The organism is Streptomyces griseoaurantiacus (assembly GCF_036189845.1).
GTDB lineage: Bacteria > Actinomycetota > Actinomycetes > Streptomycetales > Streptomycetaceae > Streptomyces > Streptomyces griseoaurantiacus.
Window position 1 is genome coordinate 2,447,954 of the sequence record NZ_CP108326.1, and the last position, 17,854, is coordinate 2,465,807.

Sequence of the window (17,854 nt, forward strand, 5' to 3'; positions counted from 1 at the left end):
CGCACGGCTGCGCCGTCCGGCCCCTCCCACTCCCCGCGGAACCGTTACGCCGTCTGAGACCATGGAACGGTGAATGAGATCCCGCGCGGCACGCTTCAGGAGCAGACCTTCTACGAGCAGGTCGGCGGGGAGGACACCTTCCGCCGCCTCGTCCACCGCTTCTACGAGGGTGTGGCCGGCGACCCGGTGCTCCGCCCCATGTACCCCGAGGAGGACCTCGGCCCCGCCGAGGAGCGCCTCGCCCTCTTCCTGATGCAGTACTGGGGTGGTCCCACCACCTACGGCGAGCGCCGCGGCCATCCCCGCCTGCGCATGCGGCACGTCCCCTTCACCGTCGACCGCGCCGCTCACGACGCCTGGCTGAAGCACATGCGCGACGCCCTGGACGAGCTCGCCCTCCCCGAGGAGCACGACCGCACGATGTGGAAGTACCTGACGTACGCCGCCGCCACGATGATCAACACCCCGGACTGAGCCCGGCACTCTCATCGAGGCCGTCTCCCCGACCTCGGTGAGGCGCGCATTCCGGTCACCGGTCCCCGCATTCCGATCACAATCTGATCAAAGCCGTACCCCACGGCCTTACCCGCGCCCGTTCCCCTCTGCGAGCATCACCCGGAACGCGCACGCGCCGACACATGGGCGCGCGACCGGGACGAGCGGCGGGGGGCCGGGTGGCGGGGCTGGTGCTACTGCGCGCTCGCGCGCACCGCCTGCTGCTCGCGGCCGCACTCCTCACCGTCGTGCTGACCACGGCTGTCCTGGCCACCCTCACCGCCTATTCGGGCGCCCTCGGCGACGCCTCCGTGCGCCACGCCCTCGCCGAGGCCCCCACGGCCGGCGAGGCCGCGCTGGTCGTCAAGGCGGAGGTCCCGGCTCAGGGGCGCGCGGCGGCGGACAAGGCGGTGCGAGCGGGCGCCCGGCGCACTTTCGACGGGCTCCCCGTGACCGTACGCACCCTCGTGCGCTCCGGCCCGTACGCCCTCCCCCGCTCCCTGCGCCCGGCTGCCGGGGCTGACGGCAAGGGCGGCGGCGAAGGCGACGGGAAAACCGGCGAGAACAGCGAGAACAGCGACAGCGGCAGTGGCAGCGGCGAGGGGGACAACCCGGACCTCACCTTCTTCGCCGCGCTGGACCGCGGCCAGATCCGCTTCACCGCCGGCCGTGCCCCCGCCGCCCCGGCCGCCTCCGGCACCGTCGAGGTCGCCCTCCCCGAGGCCGCCGCCAAGCGCCTGCGGCTCGCCCCCGGCGACCGGTTCACCGTCACCGACCGCCTGGACGGCCCCTCCGTGAAGGTCCGGGTGAGCGGGCTGTACCGTCCGGCGCGCCCCGACGCCCCCTACTGGCGCCTCGACGACCTCGGCGGCCGCGGCGTCGGCACCCTCTCCTTCACCACCTACGGCCCCCTCCTCACCGACCCCGGCGCGCTCACCTCCGGCCGGGTGGGCATGGGCAGCACCGCCTGGCTGGCCACCGCCGACCACTCCCGCCTGCGCACCGGCGACCTCGACCGGCTGCGGGACGCGGCCGTCGCGGGCTCCCGGTCGCTGCGCCACTCCCCCGCCCTGGGCGGCTCCACCGCGGTGAGCACCTCGCTGCCCGCCGTCCTGGACCGGGTGGAACGCGCGCTGCTCGTGGCGCGCTCGACACTGCTGATCGTCGCCCTGCAACTCGTCCTCCTGGCCGGGTACGCGCTGCTGCTCGTCGCCGGGCTGCTGAGCGCCGAGCGGGCCGCCGAGACCCGGCTGCTGCGCGCCCGCGGCGCCTCCCGGCCCCGGGTGGCGGGGCTCGCGGGCCTGGAGGCGCTGCTGCTCGCGCTGCCGGCCGCTGTCTGCGCCCCCCTGCTCGCGGGCCCGCTCACCGGGCTGCTCTCCGGGCTCGGCCCGCCGGCCCGGATCGGACTGCGCCCAGACGCCTCGGCGGACGAGCCCGGGGTGTGGCTGGTGGCGGTCGCGGTGGCGCTGGGCTGCGCGCTCGCGGTGGCCGCTCCGGCGCTCACCGCGGCGTCCGACGCGCCGACGGGGCGCGCACGTGCGCTGCCCGCTCCCGTGCGCGCCGGGGCGGACCTCGGCCTGCTGGCCGTGGCGGGAGTGGCGTACTGGCAGCTCGACCGCCGGGCCGGCGGTGCCGTGAGCGGTGACGGGTCGGGCGGCCTCGGCATCGACCCGCTGCTCGTGGCGGCCCCCGCGCTCGCGCTGCTCGCCGGGACCGTGCTGACACTGCGGTTGCTGCCGCCGGTGGCCCGGCTCGCGGAACGCCGGGCGGCCGCCGGCCGCGGACTGACGGCCGCTCTCGCCGGCTGGCAGTTCAGCCGCCGCCCGGGACGTACCGGCGGCCCGGTGCTGCTGCTGGTGCTCGCCGTCGCGCTCGGCCTGCTCGGCATCGGCCAGGCCGCCTCCTGGAGCCGCTCGCAGGACGACCAGGCGGACTTCCGCGCGGGCGCCCCGGTGCGCGTGACGCTCACCGGCGAGGGCACGCTCGGGGAGGCCGAGGCCTTCGCCGAGCTCCCCGGGGTGCGCGAGGCCGCCCCCGCCGCGCGCACCACCGCGCCGCTCTCGGGCGACCGCACGGCGACCGTGCTGGCCCTGGACACCGCGCACGCTGCCGAAACGGTCCTGCTCCGCTCCGACCTGGCGCCCACCGGCACCCCCCTCACCGGACTCGCGCCGAAGCGGTCCGCCGCCGCCACGGCGGGCACCCGGCTGCCGAAGGACGCGGCCGCGCTGCGCGTGGCGCTGCGGCTGCGCAGCGATCCGCCCGCCGAATCCGGCACCACCGCCGACGTCCGGGCCACCGTGGTCGACCGCTACGGCGTCCCGTACCCGCTGACGGCCGGTGCGCTCCCGGCCGACGGGCGCCGCCACGAGGTCACCCTGGACCTGTCCGGGGCGGCCGGTCCGCTCACCCTGACCGGTCTGGAGCTGACGGTGCCGCAGCCGGTCTCCACCGCACGGCGGCAGACCTTCGCCGTCGAGCGGCTGACCGCCGTCGCCGCCGACGGCGGCACGAGCCGCCCGCGCGCCGCCACCGCCTGGACGGCGACCTCGCGCACGGACGGCGCCGAAGCCACCGTCGACGGCCGCGACCGGCCCACCGCGCCCCGCGTGCGCCGCGCCCCGGACGGCACGGTCTCGGTGCGGTACGGCACCGGGTTCGTGCCGCGTCAGCTCAGCTGGGCGTCCAGCACGCTGACGGTCCGGCTGCGGGCGGGCGGGACGGAGGCGCCGGAGGTGACCGGCATCGCCACCGACCGTTTCCTGCGCGCCTCGGGCGCCCGCCGCGGCGAACGCGTCGACGTGCAGTTCGGGGGCGCGACGGTGCCGGTGCGGATCACGGGGACGACGAAGGCCCTCCCGACGACCACCCCCGAGGACAACGCCGCCGGCGCCACCGGCACTTCCACCACCGGCACTTCCGCAGCCGGCCGGGGCGAGGAGGCCGACGGCGGCGCCCTCCTCGTCGACCTGCGTGCCGTGAACGACGTGCTGCGCACCCGTTACGGGCAGAGCGCGCCGCCCACCGAGTGGTGGCTGCGGCCCGACCCGGGTGCCACCGCCCGCGTGGCCGCCGCGCTGCGGGAGCGCCCGGAGCTGACGCCCTCGCAGGTCCTCGTCCGCGACGAGATCGCCGCCCGGCTGCGCGACGACCCGTTCGGCGTGGGCCCGCAGACGGCGTTCGCCGCGGCCGCCGTCGTCGCGGCGGCGCTGGCCGCCGTGGGCTTCGCGGTGAGCACGGCGGGGGCGCTGCGGGAGCGGGCCACGGAGTTCGCGGTGCTGCGTGCCCTGGGCGCCCCACGCCGGCAACTCGCCCGGCTCGTCGCCGTCGAACAGGGACTGCTGGTGGCGCTGGGACTGCTGGTCGGCACGGCCCTGGGCACGGTCCTCACCCGGGCCGTGGTGCCGCTGATCGTCATGACCTCGGGCGCCGCCCGCCCGGTGCCCGACGTCCTGGTGCGGCTCCCCCTCCCCCAGTCCCTCCTGCTCCTCGCCGTGGTCGCCGCGACGCCCCTCGCCCTCACCGTCCACCTGTCCCTGCGCCGCCGTCCGCACCCGGCGTCCTCCCTGCGCCGCCAAGGGGGCGAGTGACATGCGCCCGCACCGACGTACCCCCCTCGGCACCCGGGTCCCCGCCCCCTGGGTGCGGACCCGGCTGCGCGTGGCTCCCGGGGTCGCGGTGGGGCTCGCCCTGCTCGTGGCCGTCACCGCCTTCCTGGCCGCCGTGTGCCCGCGGGTCGTGGACCGGGCCGAGGACGCCGGGCTGCGGCGGGCCGTCGCCGACGCCGAGGCCCGCCGCACCACCGTGCAGGTCGCGGCCCCGCAGCTCAACCCCGGGTTCTCGCCTGAGCGGCGCGAAGCCGCACTGCGGCCCGGCACCCTGCGCCGGCAGTACGCCGCCGTGCTCGGCGAGGTCCGCCGGCCGCTGGCCGCCGACCGCGCGCAGTCCTCCTACGGGGTCCGCACCGCGACGCCGTTGGCGGTGCCCGACGCCGGTCTGGCCCGGCCCGACAACGTCCCGCCGCGTGTGGTGCTCGCCGCCCAGAACGGCCTCGCCGGCCACGCCCGGCCGCGCTCCGGCCGACTGCCCCGCGCCACCGGCACGGTGACCGCGACGACCCGCGCCGTCGAGGCCGCCGTCACCACCGAGACCGCCGAGCACCTGCGCATCGAGGTGGGCTCGGTGATCCACGTGCCCGGCGCGGACCGCGCCCCGCTGGCCGTGCGCGTCACCGGCATCCTCGCGCCCCGGCAGCCCGAGGGCGCCTACTGGGAGGCCCAGCCCCTGCTGCGCTCCCCCTCCCTCGTCCGGGACGGCAACTCGCCCGCCGCGCCCACCTACTGGCTCGGCGCCCTGCTGCTGCCACCACAGGCCGCGCCCGCGATGCTCGGCACCTCGGGCAACCCCGTGCGCTACTGGCAGGTGGCGCCCGACACCACCCGCACGCCCGCGCACGCGCTGCCGGAGCTGCGTTCCGCCGTCGCCACCCTGGAGAGCGGCCCCGGCCACGGCCGGATACGGGACGCCGTCGACCCGGACGCGGTGACCGAGACCGACCTCGACACCGTCCTCGACGACTACGAGGACCTGCGCTCCCGCATCGCCCCGCTGGTCTCCGTCGCCGCCCTCGGCACCGGCGCGGTCGCCCTCGTCGTCCTGCTGATGGCGGGCGGACTCGCCGCCGACCGCCGCCGCGCCGAACTGGGACTGCTGCGCGCCCGCGGCGCCTCGCTGCCGGGTCTCGCCGGACGGCTGCTCGCCGAGACGGCGGTGGTGGCGGTGCCCGCCGGCGCGCTGGGCCTGGCCGCGGCGCTGTGGGCCGTCCCGCACGGCCGCTCGGCGTACGCGGTGGCGGCGGCCGGCACCGTCACCCTGCTCGCCTGCCTCGCGCTCCCGGTGCGCGCGGCGGCCCGGCACCGCACGGCCCACCTCCACACGGGCCGCGAGGACGTCGTCTCCGCACGTCCCTCCCGGCGCCGCACCGTCGCCGAACTCACCCTGCTGGTGCTGGCCGCCGGTGCGGTGGAGGCACTGCGGCGGCGGGGCACGTCGGAGGGGGCGGGCACCCGCGGGGACGCGCTGGTCTCCCTGGCGCCCGTGCTGGTCGCGGTGATCGCCGCCCTGGTGCTGGTGCGACTGCACCCGCTGCCCCTGCGCCTGCTGACCCGGGCGACGGACCGGCTGCGGGGCGCGGTCGTCTCCCTGGCGCTCGCCCGGACGAGCCGCACCTCCGTCTCCGCCGTCCTGCCCCTGCTCGCCCTGCTGACCGCGCTGACCACGGCCGCCTTCGGCGGCTCGGTGACCGCCGGGATCGGGGCCGCCCGGGACCACGCCGCCCTCCTCACCACGGGCGCGGACGCCCGTGTGGAGTCGACGTCCGGGCTGCGGGCCGGCGCGGCGGAACGGGTGCGCGGGGTGCCGGGGGTGGAGGAGGTCACCACGGCGGCACTGACCTTGGAGGCGAAGCCGCACGACGGCCCGGAGTCGGTGCCCCTGGCCGCGGTCTCCCCGGACGCCTACGCCCGGCTGGCCGACCGTGTGCACCTGGGCGCCTTCCCGGCCCGCACCCTGACCGCCGCCACGACCACGCCGGACGGCTCCGCCCGTCCGGACGGGTCAAGCGGCTCGGGCCGGTCCAGCGGCTCGGGCCGGTCCAGCGGTCCGGGCCGGTCCAGCGGTCCGGACGGGTCCAGCGGTTCGGGCGGCTCCGCCGGTCCGGACGGGGCAAGCGGCTCGGGCGGGTCCGCCGGCTCGGGGGCGGCACCGCTGCCCGCGCTGGCCTCGTCCGCCGTCGCCCACCGCTACGGCACGGCCCCCTTCCCGGTGCGGCTGGCGGACGGCGCTCACGTCACCGTTCGGATCGCGCTGGTACGGGAGTCGACCCCCGCCGTGACCGGCACGGAGTTCCTCGTCGTCGACCGTTCCGGGCTCCCCTCGGCCGCCACCCACCCGACCACCCTCCTCGTCACCGGCTCGGACCTCGACGCCGCCGCACTGCGCCGGGCCGCGGGCGGCTCCCCTGGCGTCACGGTCCGCGCCCAGGAACGCGCCGCCTACGCCCACTCGCCCCTGCAGACGGGTGCCGAGCACCTCTACACCGCGGCGGTCGCCGCCGGCGCCGGCTACGCCCTTCTCGCCCTGCTGCTCGCCCTGGTCCGCGCCGCCCCCGAACGCGTCGCGCTGCTGGCCCGGCTGCGCACCATGGGCCTCACCCGTGCCCAGGGCCGCCGTCTGCTCATCCTGGAATCGCTGCCGCAGGCCCTGCTCGCCGCGGCGGGCGGCACGCTGACGGGCTGGGCGGCGGTACGGCTGCTGTCCCCCGGCATCGACCTCACCACGCTCGCCCTGGCCACCCCGGGCGCGGCCGGTGTCGGCCACCTGCGCACCGATCCGGTGTCCCTGCTGCTGCCGGCCCTGGCCGTGCTGCTGCTCACGGTCGCGGTCGCGGCGGTGCAGGCGTGGGTGACGGGGCGGCGCGGCTCGGTGCGGGAGCTACGGGTGGGAGAGCGCACATGATCACCACCGGCGGGAGGCCACGATGACTACCGATCCCACGCTCGCCGACCTGGCGGACCGCGCCCGCGCGGACCGCTCGCGGCCCGCCTACGGTCACGACGCACTGATCACCTGCGACCGTCTGGTTCGGGTCTTCTCCGCCGACGGCGTCGAGGTGCAGGCCCTGCAGGGGCTCGATCTCCTCGTCCGGAAGGGCGAGTTGATGGCGCTGGTCGGCGCCTCCGGCAGCGGCAAGTCCACACTGATGAACATCCTCGCCGGGCTCGACACCCCCACCGCGGGCGCGGCCCGCGTGGCCGGTCAGGATCTGCTGGCCATGACCGCCGGTGACCGGCTGCGCTACCGCCGGGACACCGTGGGCTTCGTGTGGCAGCAGACCTCCCGCAATCTGCTCCCCTACCTCACGGCCGCGCAGAACGTCGCGCTCCCGCTGCGGCTGACGGGCCGCCCGGCCGACGTCCGCGGCATCCGGGCCCGCCGCCGCGCCCGCACGGAACGTGTGGGGGAACTCCTCGACCTGCTCGGTGTCGCCGACTGCCGGGACCGACGCCCGCACCAGATGTCCGGCGGCCAGCAGCAGCGGGTCGCGATCGCTGTCGCCCTGGTCAACGCCCCCGACCTGCTCCTCGCCGACGAGCCCACCGGAGAACTCGACTCCGGCACCGCCGAGCAGATCTTCGCCGCGTTCCGCACCGCCAACGAGTCCCTCGGCACGACCGTCGTCATCGTCACCCATGACCAAGCGGTGGCGAGCGAGGTCCGCCGCACGGTCGCCATCCGCGACGGCCGCACCTCCACGGAGGTGCTGCGCCGCACGGAGGTGGACGCGGCCACCGGGCGGGAGGCGGTGGTGGCCCGCGAGTACGCGATGCTGGACCGGGCCGGCCGGCTCCAACTGCCCGCCGACTACACGCAGGCCCTCGGCATGCGCGACCGGGTCGCCCTGGAGCTGGAACCCGACCACATCGCCGTCCGCCCCGACGACACGGACCGGAACACGAGCCTGGACCGGTGACCGGTGACCGGTGACCGGTGACCGGTGGCCGGTGGCCGGTGACCGGGAACCGGCCGTGATCGTGATCGCGCCCCGACCCCGGAACCGGACCCGGAGCAGGCCGGTTCCCTGCCCGGCTCAGCGGACGCTGACGCCCAGTCCGCCCACGCCGAGGCCCGTGCGGCGCACCGCGACCGAGCCGTAAGGGGTACGCAGCCTGAGCCAGGAGCCCGAGGAGAACAGTCCCGGCCGGGCCGCCTCCGGCGGGGCTCCCCCGGGTCCTCCGACTCCCCCGGCCGGTCGCAGGAAGCCGAGGGTCTGCGCCGCGTGCACCACCCGCACGGGCAGCGCGGTGCCGGCGACCGGGCGGGACCAGATCTCCCGTCCTATGCCGTCGAGTTCGGCGCGGGTCCGCTGTTCCTCGGGCAGCGCGTCCGTACGGGTGCGGAACTCGGCGACCGCCTCGGCCACCGTCGCCCGCAGCACGTCCGGCGCCGGCAGCCCCGGCTCGGGCCGCCAGCCGCCGCGCGGTGGCAGCACCCCGGCCCACGGCGGGCCGGTCACCGCGGCCGGAACGGCGGCCGTGGCCGCCTTCTCGTCCACGGACTCCAGCAGGTCACCGGCGGACACGGTCACGTCGAGCGAGGCCTCGAGACCGTGCTCGTAGGGCTTGGCGAGCCGCACCGCGCGCACGGCCAGCACCTCGAAGGAGGGCGGCCGGCCGAACACGGCGAGCGCCGTCCCGGCCGCCTGGAGCCGCACCGCCGCCGCCCGGTCGTAGTGCAGCAGCCGGGAGAGGAAGCCAGCCAGGTCGGCCGCCTCCCCCTCGTCGGCGAGGTGCAGCACGCTCATGCGGCGACGGCCTCGCCCTCGTCCTGGGGTGCGCCCGTGGCTCCGTCCGCCGCGTCCTCGTCCCGGTAGCCCTCGAGGAACTCGCGCTCCTCGGCGGTTATCCGACGCGGCCGCTGCGCCTCGAAGTCGAAGGGCACGATCACCGTCGACGCGCGGACGTAGACCTGGCCGGGGTCCTTCACCTCGTAGGCGAGGGTGAAGGACGCCGCCCTGATCTCCGTGACCCACAGCTCGATGTCCACGGGCGCGTGCCGGTGGACGAGCTGCCGCTTGTAGTCGATCTCATGGCGTGCCACCACGGACCCCTGCCGGAAGTCCTTGTCCGGGCGGAACAGGAAGTCGATACGGGCTTCCTCCAGGTAGCGGAGGAACACCACGTTGTTGACGTGGCCGTACGCGTCCATGTCCGCCCAGCGCAGTGGGCAGCGGTAGAGATGCCGCAAGATCGATCAGCCCCGGGTCAGCTTCTTGTAGGTGGCGCGGTGCGGGCGCGCGGCGTCCGCACCGAGACGCTCGATCTTGTTCTTCTCGTAGGACTCGAAGTTGCCCTCGAACCAGAACCACCTGGACTCGCCCTCGTAGGCGAGGATGTGCGTGGCCACGCGGTCGAGGAACCACCGGTCGTGGGAGACGACCACGGCGCAGCCGGGGAACTCCAGCAGCGCGTTCTCCAGGCTGGAGAGGGTCTCGACGTCGAGGTCGTTGGTCGGCTCGTCCAGGAGCAGCAGGTTGCCGCCCTGCTTGAGGGTGAGCGCCAGGTTGAGGCGGTTGCGCTCGCCGCCGGAGAGCACACCGGCCGGCTTCTGCTGGTCCGGGCCCTTGAAGCCGAAGGCGGAGACGTACGCCCGGGAGGGCATTTCCACCTGGCCGACGTTGATGTAGTCCAGCTCGTCGGAGACGACGGCCCACAGCGTCTTCTTCGGGTCGATGTTCTCGCGGCTCTGGTCGACGTAGGAGATCTTGACGGTCTCGCCGACCTTGATGGAACCGGAGTCCGGCTGCTCCAGGCCCTGGATCATCTTGAACAGCGTGGTCTTGCCCGCGCCGTTGGGGCCGATGACGCCGACGATGCCGTTGCGCGGGAGGGTGAAGCTCAGGTCCTCGATGAGGACCTTGTCGCCGAAGGCCTTGTTGAGCTTGTCCACCTCGACGACCACGCTGCCGAGCCGCGGCCCCGGCGGGATCTGGATCTCCTCGAAGTCCAGCTTCCGCATCTTGTCGGCCTCGGCGGCCATCTCCTCGTAGCGGGCGAGGCGGGCCTTGGACTTGGCCTGACGTCCCTTGGCGTTGGAGCGGACCCACTCCAGCTCGTCCTTGAGGCGCTTCTGCCGCTTGGCGTCCTTCTGGCCCTCGACCTTGAGGCGGGCGGCCTTGGTCTCCAGGTACTTGGAGTAGTTGCCCTCGTAGCCGTGCAGGCGGCCGCGGTCGACCTCGCAGATCCACCCGGCGACGTTGTCCAGGAAGTACCGGTCGTGGGTGACGGCCACGACGGTGCCCTCGTACTTGGCGAGGTGCTGCTCCAGCCAGTTCACCGACTCGGCGTCGAGGTGGTTGGTGGGCTCGTCGAGGAGCAGCAGGTCGGGCGCCTCGAGGAGCAGCTTGCACAGCGCCACCCGGCGCTTCTCGCCGCCGGAGAGGTTGACCACGGGCCAGTCGCCGGGCGGGCAGCCCAGCGCGTCCATGGCCTGCTCGAGCTGGGCGTCGAGATCCCAGGCGTTCGCGTGGTCGAGCTGCTCCTGCAGCTTGCCCATCTCGTCCATGAGCTCGTCGGTGTACTCGGTCGCCATCTGCTCGGCGATCTCGTTGAACCGGTCGAGCTTGCCCTTGACCTCGGCGACGCCCTCCTGGACGTTCTCGAGGACCGTCTTCTCCTCGTTCAGCGGGGGCTCCTGGAGCAGGATGCCCACGGTGTAACCGGGCGAGAGGTAGGCGTCACCGTTCGACGGCTGCTCGAGGCCCGCCATGATCTTGAGGACGGTGGACTTACCGGCGCCGTTCGGGCCGACGACGCCGATCTTCGCCCCCGGCAGGAAGTTCAGGGTGACGTCGTCGAGGATCACCTTGTCGCCGTGCGCTTTGCGCGCCTTGCGCATGGTGTAAATGAACTCAGCCAAGAGAAACCGTCCGGCAGCTTGAAATCTGGGAGTGGGCAGACACACCCATCTTGCCGCACCGCCGCCCCTGGGCGAAAACGCATTGGCCGGATGGGCTCTGACCTGGCCCTTCGGCAAGGGGCTCGGCGACCGTGAAGTCGTCGACCGTGGAGCCGTTCACTGTGGAGTTGCCAAGGTGCCGCCGGTCAGTGCCGGGTGGTGGGGTTCTTCCTGCGGCCGAGGAGAAGCAGGACCGCGCCGCCGATCACGACCAGGCCGATCGCCGTGCCCGCGATCAGCGGGGTGGCGCCCGACCCGCCGGTCTCCGCGAGGTTGGTGGTATCGGTGCCGCCGCCGACGGTCAGCGGGCTGGGTTCGCTCAGCGTCTGCACCGACTCGCCGCCCACGGCCTTGCTCTCGGCGGTCTCGGTCGCGCAGTCGAGGACGCCCTCGAAGCGGCTGCCGGCCCCGTGCGGCCCCTTGATGGTGAAGTCGTACGCCTGGTCCTCCTGCAGGGGGACCAGCACCGTCTGCCTCCCGCCGGCCGCGACGCTGTGCTCGGTGCCCATCAGGGAGAAGACGAAGGGCTCGTCCCCCTGGTTGGCGGCGGTGATGTCGAGCCCGCCCTTCGCGCAGTTCCTGCGGGCCGACAGCGCGGGTATCGCCCCCTGCTCCGCCCAGTCCGCCGTGGCCGTCGCGGACACCGTCGACTCGCTGGAGCCGGCGAGGATCTGCGTCTGACTGCGACTGTCGGAGACGAAGGCCCGGCCGACGGGCACGCTGGTGGACGCCTGGACGGTCAGCGAGGCCGAGCCTGCCGTCGCGTCGCCGGGAACGTCGAAGTAGATCCGGCTGCCGTCGGCGGCCGAGGTGATCGGCTTCCCGTCCGTGCCGACCACCGTGACCCCGTTCGCGGTGGCGGCGGCCGGCGGTGTCACGGTGACGCTGTCGGCCGTGGTGTGCACGGTGACCGGTCCGAGCCGTTCGCCGGGGCGCCCGGAGACGGCGGGCGGGTCCAGGCTCAGTGAGGCCTGCGGCTCGGCGGTGTCGCGGGCGCTGCGCTCCAGGTAGTCCGCGAGCCGCTCCGCCCGCGGGGCCAGGGCCTCGACGTCGGCCCCGTCCGAGTACCGCCAGATGGCGACCTGGGTGCCGGCCGCGGCGTCCTGTTCGGTGAGTCCCGGGACCCCTGCCTCGGCGGCGAGTGCCGCGAGGTCGTTGACCTGGGGATAGGAATTGCGCAGGATCCAGTGGATGCGGCCGGCGGCCGCGTTGGCGCCCAGCGAGGTGCCGCTCCAGGGAGTCTCCTGGTACCGGGCTCCCTTCTGGGTGGGGTTGTCGATGTCGACGCAGTACGTCTGCAGTGTGCCGCCGCCCTCGACGGACATCGCGAACAGTCCCGCGGAGACCTGCCGGTCCCCGTCCGCGCCGTGGACGACCGCGTCCCCGTAGGTCTTGAGGCCGCCGATGGTCGCCGTGGCGCCGCCCCCGCTCCGGGGCGCCTCCTCCGCGACGGCGGAGGTCGCGCCGGCCAGGGTCCCGGCGGTCACCAGTCCGGACACCAGGGTCACGGCGGCGAGACGCGCGGGCCTCCGCGGCAGTACCGCCCGCACGGCCCGTCGGCCGCGCGCGGACAGCGTGCCGGTCCATGCGGACAGCCCCGACAGGGCGGACAACGCGGACTTCACAACCAATCCCCCTTAGAACAGGGCTCCTTGACCGTGGCGGGGAGCGGTCCCGCCGGCACACTCACGAGCCCCGTGAGTCATGCCCGGCATCCTAAGGACGCGAAGACGCCACTTTTCCCGGTCGCCTCCCCGCGCGACTGATCCGAATCGGAATCGTTATCCCGTCCACAGCTTGTGTGTGAGCTGCGCTTTTCGGGGACTTGTCGACACTTGTCGAGGGGGTTCCGTGCCCCGGCGGGCGTCTGCCGGCCTCATGTCACCCCGGCCGCGACCGGCTGCGGTCCGGTCCGCGGTCCGTGGTCCGCCGCCGGTTCGCCGGGCGGTTCCGTCTCCCACACGGGCTCCGGCCGCGCGTCCGCCCGCGGTACCGGCGCGCTCCCCGGCGTCTCGGGCCTCGGGGCCCGCCGGAAGGCCGACGTGCCCCGTGCCAGATCGTGACCGATCGCGGAGGCGTCCAGGTCGGCCGAGGCCCAGTTCTGTCCGTCACGCTGCTCGGTGCGCACCTTCAACCGGCCCTGCACCAGCACCGGATCGCCCACGGCCAAAGAGGCCCCGACGTGCGTGGCCAGTGCCCGACGGGCCCACACCGTGAAGAAGTTGGTGTGCCCGTCCACCCACGCGTTCTTCTCGCGGTCCCAGTACCGCGACGTCACCGCCAGCCGGAAGCGCGCCGACGGGCCGCTCGCGGACTCGCGGAACACCGGCTGCGTCGCGACGTTGCCGACCACGCACACGGTCGTCTCGTTCATGCCGTACCCCTCCCTCACCGCCCCCGGCCGGTCAGGGCCGACGGAACGGCGGATCCACGCGCGGGTACCTCCCGCGCGGTGGCGTCTGCCGCGGCCACTCGCTTCCTCTCGCGAGCGCCGCGGGCACCAGACTGCCTCCGCCGGCCCGTTCCCGCTGAGGGCTGTGGACGGCCGCCGAGCTGTGGATATCTCCGTCACTCGAAGGAGGGAACCCGCCTCGGTAGTTGCCCCTCCGCCGGCTCGTCCGGCCCCGTCCGTTCACCTCCCTCGGCCACCCGCCCCCGCCGGCCCCGCGGCACCGGCACCGCCCCCGGCCACCGCTCCCGTGACCCTCGCGTACTGCTCCCGCACCTCCCGGTACCGCAGCAGTTCGGACGCCACCGGGTCCAGCACCCGGGCGCGTCCGCACCCGGCGGCCGCCTCCCGCAGCCTGCGTTCCGCCTCCAGCCCGTACCGTCGCGCCGGCCCCCGCGCGGCCATCCGGCAGCTCCACTCCACCACCGGTCCGCCGACGATCCCGAGTGCCATCAGCAGCACCGGTACGCCCAGGTTCGGCGACATGAATCCGATGATCTGCCCGAGCAGCCACAGGCCGCCGACCACCTGCAGCAGAGTCATCGAAGCCTGGGCCAGCACCGCCGCCGGCCACCAGCCCGGACGCGGCGGGCGACCGGGGGGCGCACCGGCGTGCACGGCCAGCGCGTCCAGCGCCTCCGGCAGCCCGTTCGCGCCGCGCACGGCGGCCTCGCGCACCGCCTGCGCCCAAGCGGCGGGCAGGCCCGTCGCCGCGCGGTCGGCCACCGTCCGCACCGCCTGCTCGACCCGCTGCCGCGCCGTCGCCTCCTCGTCCGCGGGGGCGCGCAGCGGAAGCCGTCCGGTCGGGGGTTCGCGCCGGTCCTGGTACCAGCGCCACAGCCGCAACCAGGGCGTGCCGCAGGCCCGGTTGGCGTTGCGCAGCCAGGCCCGTTCGGCCGCCTCGCCCGCCGCCGTGGCGCCGACGGCGTCCGCGAGCCGCGCGGCGAACTCGTCGCGCGCGTTCTCGCTGAGCCCGGCGCGCAGACCCGTGGTGTACACCGGCCGCAGCCGTGCGGCGGCCGCGTCCACGTCCGCCGAGACCCGGCGGCCGGGCGCCCCGCGTTCGGACACGAACTGGCCGAGCGCCTCGCGCAGTTCCCCGATGCCGTCACCCGTGAGCGCCGACACCGGAAGCACGGTGGCGCCCGGTTCGCCGTACTCGCCGAGGGCGACGCCGTCCTCGTCGAGCAGCCGCCGCAGATCGTCGAGCACCTGTTCGGCGGCCTCCCCGGGGAGCCGGTCCACCTGGTTGAGCACGAGGAACATGACTTCCGCGTGGCCCGCCATGGGCCGCAGATAGCGCTCGTGCAGGACGGCGTCGGCGTACTTCTCCGGATCGACCACCCAGATGACGGCGTCGACGAGGGCGAGGACCCGGTCGACCTGCTCGCGGTGTTCCACGGCCGCCGAATCGTGGTCGGGCAGGTCCACCAGGACCAGCCCGCGCAACTGGGGGTCGCCGTCGGGCCCTTGGACGGGACGTCTGCGCAGCCGTCCGGGAATGCCCAGCCGGTCGATGAGCGGCGCCGCGCCGTCGCTCCAACTGCACACGAGAGGCGCGGCGGTGGTGGGGCGGCGCACCCCGGTCTCCGAGATCGCGACCCCGGCGAGCGCGTTGAACAGCGCCGACTTGCCACTGCCGGTCGCCCCGGCCAGGGCGACGACCGTGTGCTGCCCGGAGAGCCTGCGGCGCGCCGCCGCCTCCTCCAGGACCCGGCTCGCCTCGGTCAGCGTGCGGCTGTCCAGCCGGGTGCGCGACAGTCCGACGAGTTCCCGGAGCGCGTCGAGACGCGAGCGCAGGCGGCCGTCGTAGGCGAGGGGCGCGGGCCGCCGTGCGGCGCTGCTCCTGGTCTCCACGGCGGGCGGCGCCTCCTGGGCGGCGTTCTTCTCGTTCACCCGCCGCGCGATCAGCCCGTCGTCCCAGGCGTCGTCGCCCTCGCCGTCCTCCGGCGGGGCGGCCGCGCGCCCTTTCCCGACAGCGTCCTCAGGCGTTGGACGGCGCCCCTCGCGAACGCCGTAAACACCGTGCGGGTCGTGAGGGTCGTGAGCCTCGCGTGCACGGGCGCCGGGCGCCGGCGCGGGTGCGGGCGCGCGCCCCTCGGGTGCCGCCGTACGGCCACCCGCCCGGGCGGCCTCCGACGGCCTGCGGACGTCGGGCTGGGCACGCTGGAGCGCCATGTGCGCGCGCGGGTCCCCGGCGGCCTCTCTCCTCCCACCGTTCCCGCCCGTGACGGCATCGCCGTCCACACCGCTCTCCTTGCCGTCCTCGACGGGACCCTCCTCGATGCGTTCACCGCGGCGCCATTCGTCCCGGCCGACGCCGCCGTCCCCGCCGCTGTCGCCTTCCCGGTCACGCGACACGCCGGGTCCCCGCTCTTCCCGCGCCCGTCGCGCTCCCCCTTCTGTCTCCTGCGCCCCCTCCGCTTCCCCCGCTCCCGCCGGCTCCGGCATGTCCGACGGTGCCCCGGCGTCGTTCCCCGCGACGTGCGGCGCGGCCTCCCGCCCCGTCCAGCCCTCGCGGGCCCCGCCCTCCGGGCTGTGCGGACCCCCGGGCCCGCCGGGCCGGCCGGGCTCCCCCTGCCCTCCGGGCCGCTCGGGGGCGTGGTCCGTGCGGTCAGTGACGGCGGTCACCCCGGTCACCTCTCCTTCTGCAGTAGGGACAGCGCGGCGATGAGTTCCGCCTGGGGCTCGGCATGGACCTCCAGGCCGTCGAGCGGGGCGAGCCGGCGCTCCCGCTCGGTGTGCAGCACCCGGTCGACGTAGTCGGAGAGCAGCCGTGCGGCCCGGTCGCGCAGCCGCAGGGCACCGTGGGCGCCGATCCGTTCGGCGAGCCGCTCGCCCGCGGAACGCGCCCGCCGTCCGCCCAGCAGCGCGGTGGCGACGAGCGCGGCCACCACCTCGGCGTCCGGCGCCACGCTCCGGTCGAGGTCGCGCGCCTCCTCCTCGGCGTACTCCTCCAGCACGCGCCGCCAGCGCCGCACGGCCAGGCCGATCCGGTGCTCGGTGTGGTCGGCCGCCGGATCGTGGCCGGCGAGTTCCGGGGCCTCGGCGGCGGGTTCGAGGCGCCAGGCCTCGTCGATCCGTTCGTCGGCGGCGGTGACGGCACACAGCAGGAGCGCGCCGAGGCTCTCCACCAGGGCGTCGAGCAGTTCCCGGGCGGTGCAGTCCAGCGGGAAGCTGCGCCAGCGCTTCAGCGCGTCGCCGGCGAGCACGGCACCGGCCTGCAAACGGCCGCGCACCCGCGCGTACTCGCTGTCGTACGCGCTGTCGACTGCGGCGGTGAGCCGGAGCGCCGCGGCGTACTGCGCGGCGGCGGCCCCGGCCAGTTCGGGCAGCCGGGAGTCGAGGGAACCCAGGACCCCGTGGGCGGTACGGGCCATGGCGGCCGTCCGAGCGGCCGGGTCCTGCACGAGATGGGTGAGCCAGGTCCGCAGGGGCGCGACGGCGGTGGCGGGCAGCAGCCCGCCGCCCCAGGCCGACTCGGGCAGCTCCGGCACGGTGAAGCGGGGCACGTCGCCGAGACCGGCCTTGGTGAGCAGCGCGGCGTACTGCCGCGAGACCTCGGAGACGACCTGGTGGGGAACCCGGTCCAGGACGGTCACCAGCGTCGCCCGCTGCTCCTTGGCGGTGCGCAGCAGGTGCCAGGGGACGGCGTCGGCGTACCGCGCGGCGGTGGTGACCATCACCCAGATGTCGGCGGCGCAGATCAGTTCGGCGGCGAGTGTGCGGTTGTCGGCGATGAGGGAATCGATGTCGGGGGCGTCGAGGAGGGCGAGGCCCGGCGGCAGCGTCTCGGCGGTCTCGATGCGCAGCACGCGCTGCCCCTGGTCACCGAGGGAGGGCAGGTCGTCCTCGCCGGTCTCCCCGTGGGGCAGCCATTCGCGGCCGAGTTCGGGCAGGACCCGCATGCTGCTGAACCAGTGGTGGTCCTCGGGGTGACAGACCAGCACGGGAGTGCGGGTCGTGGGCCGCAGGACTCCGGCCTCGCTGACCTTGCGGCCCACCAGGGAGTTGACGAGTGTCGACTTGCCGGCGCCGGTCGAACCACCCACCACGGCAAGCAGCGGCGCCTCTGGTTGACGGAGTCTGGGCACAAGGTAGTCGTCGAGTTGCGCGAGGAGTTCGTCCCGGTTCGCACGCGCACGTGGCGCTCCCACGAGGGGGAGCGGGAAGCGTGCGGCGGCCACACGGTCGCGCAGGGCGGAGAGTGCGTCGAGCAGCTGGGGCCGTACGTCCAAGGTCACCACATGTGAAGAATGCCCAATTTTGCAGTCTTTCTGAAGCATATAACTGGTTCTGCGCGCCGATTGGACACACGGGACGGAAAGGACGACCGGGACAAGGGCACAGTCCAGGCATAACGAGTGCACAACACCCGCTGCGCGAGCGGCCAAA

The 17,854-nt window shown here is 75.2% G+C and carries 11 protein-coding genes; 4 read left to right on the top strand and 7 right to left on the bottom strand.

Annotated features, from left to right (window positions below; translation table 11 throughout):
- The first annotated feature begins 69 nt into the window (after positions 1-69).
- The 4 genes from OHB09_RS10880 (at position 70) to OHB09_RS10895 (ending at position 8,026) form a co-directional block, all read left to right on the top strand.
- Complete coding sequence (locus OHB09_RS10880; RefSeq protein ID WP_328921896.1) at positions 70-474, top strand: globin; 405 nt, start codon at positions 70-72, stop codon at positions 472-474.
- Positions 475-686: 212 nt separating this feature from the next.
- A complete protein-coding gene (locus OHB09_RS10885; RefSeq protein WP_328921897.1) occupies positions 687-4,085 on the top strand; it encodes an FtsX-like permease family protein in 3,399 nt (1,132 codons plus the stop codon).
- 1 nt (position 4,086) lies between these two features.
- On the top strand, positions 4,087-7,011 hold the full coding sequence (locus OHB09_RS10890) for an FtsX-like permease family protein (RefSeq protein WP_328921898.1): 2,925 nt from the start codon (positions 4,087-4,089) through the stop codon (positions 7,009-7,011).
- A gap of 22 nt (positions 7,012-7,033) precedes the next feature.
- Complete coding sequence (locus OHB09_RS10895) at positions 7,034-8,026, top strand: ABC transporter ATP-binding protein (protein WP_328921899.1); 993 nt, start codon at positions 7,034-7,036, stop codon at positions 8,024-8,026.
- 117 nt (positions 8,027-8,143) lie between these two features.
- Here the strand turns inward: OHB09_RS10895 and OHB09_RS10900 are convergent, their stop codons facing one another.
- From OHB09_RS10900 to OHB09_RS10930, 7 genes are all read right to left on the bottom strand, one after another.
- Positions 8,144-8,857: a hypothetical protein gene (locus tag OHB09_RS10900; RefSeq protein WP_191853084.1), complete on the bottom strand. Its 714-nt coding sequence runs from the start codon at positions 8,855-8,857 to the stop codon at positions 8,144-8,146.
- The gene (locus tag OHB09_RS10905; protein WP_093589287.1) at positions 8,854-9,300 is read right to left on the bottom strand and encodes an acyl-CoA thioesterase; all 447 of its coding nucleotides are present in this window, start codon (positions 9,298-9,300) and stop codon (positions 8,854-8,856) included. The genes OHB09_RS10900 and OHB09_RS10905 overlap by 4 nt, the downstream gene beginning before the upstream one ends.
- A gap of 6 nt (positions 9,301-9,306) precedes the next feature.
- On the bottom strand, positions 9,307-10,971 hold the full coding sequence (gene ettA / locus OHB09_RS10910) for an energy-dependent translational throttle protein EttA (RefSeq protein WP_040894122.1): 1,665 nt from the start codon (positions 10,969-10,971) through the stop codon (positions 9,307-9,309).
- Positions 10,972-11,156: 185 nt separating this feature from the next.
- Positions 11,157-12,635 carry a Cys-Gln thioester bond-forming surface protein gene (locus OHB09_RS10915; RefSeq protein WP_374192295.1) on the bottom strand — a complete coding sequence of 493 codons (1,479 nt, stop codon included), beginning with the start codon at positions 12,633-12,635 and terminating at the stop codon, positions 11,157-11,159.
- Positions 12,636-12,886: 251 nt separating this feature from the next.
- The gene (locus OHB09_RS10920; protein WP_093589868.1) at positions 12,887-13,384 is read right to left on the bottom strand and encodes a single-stranded DNA-binding protein; all 498 of its coding nucleotides are present in this window, start codon (positions 13,382-13,384) and stop codon (positions 12,887-12,889) included.
- A 258-nt stretch (positions 13,385-13,642) separates the two neighbouring features.
- Positions 13,643-16,090, bottom strand: coding sequence for a YfjP family GTPase (locus tag OHB09_RS10925; RefSeq protein ID WP_328921900.1), 2,448 nt, complete (start codon positions 16,088-16,090; stop codon positions 13,643-13,645).
- A gap of 5 nt (positions 16,091-16,095) precedes the next feature.
- On the bottom strand, positions 16,096-17,706 hold the full coding sequence (locus OHB09_RS10930; RefSeq protein WP_167794628.1) for a dynamin family protein: 1,611 nt from the start codon (positions 17,704-17,706) through the stop codon (positions 16,096-16,098).
- Between the last annotated feature and the right edge of the window lie 148 nt (positions 17,707-17,854).

What these genes read in the sequence shown, in the direction of transcription:
- OHB09_RS10890 (WP_328921898.1), top strand. Translation starts at nt 4,087, where the DNA reads ATGCGCCCGCACCGACGTACCCCCCTCGGCACCCGGGTCCCCGCCCCC.
- OHB09_RS10895 (WP_328921899.1), top strand. Translation starts at nt 7,034, where the DNA reads ATGACTACCGATCCCACGCTCGCCGACCTGGCGGACCGCGCCCGCGCG.
- OHB09_RS10900 (WP_191853084.1), bottom strand. Translation starts at nt 8,857, where the DNA reads ATGAGCGTGCTGCACCTCGCCGACGAGGGGGAGGCGGCCGACCTGGCT.
- OHB09_RS10920 (WP_093589868.1), bottom strand. Translation starts at nt 13,384, where the DNA reads ATGAACGAGACGACCGTGTGCGTGGTCGGCAACGTCGCGACGCAGCCG.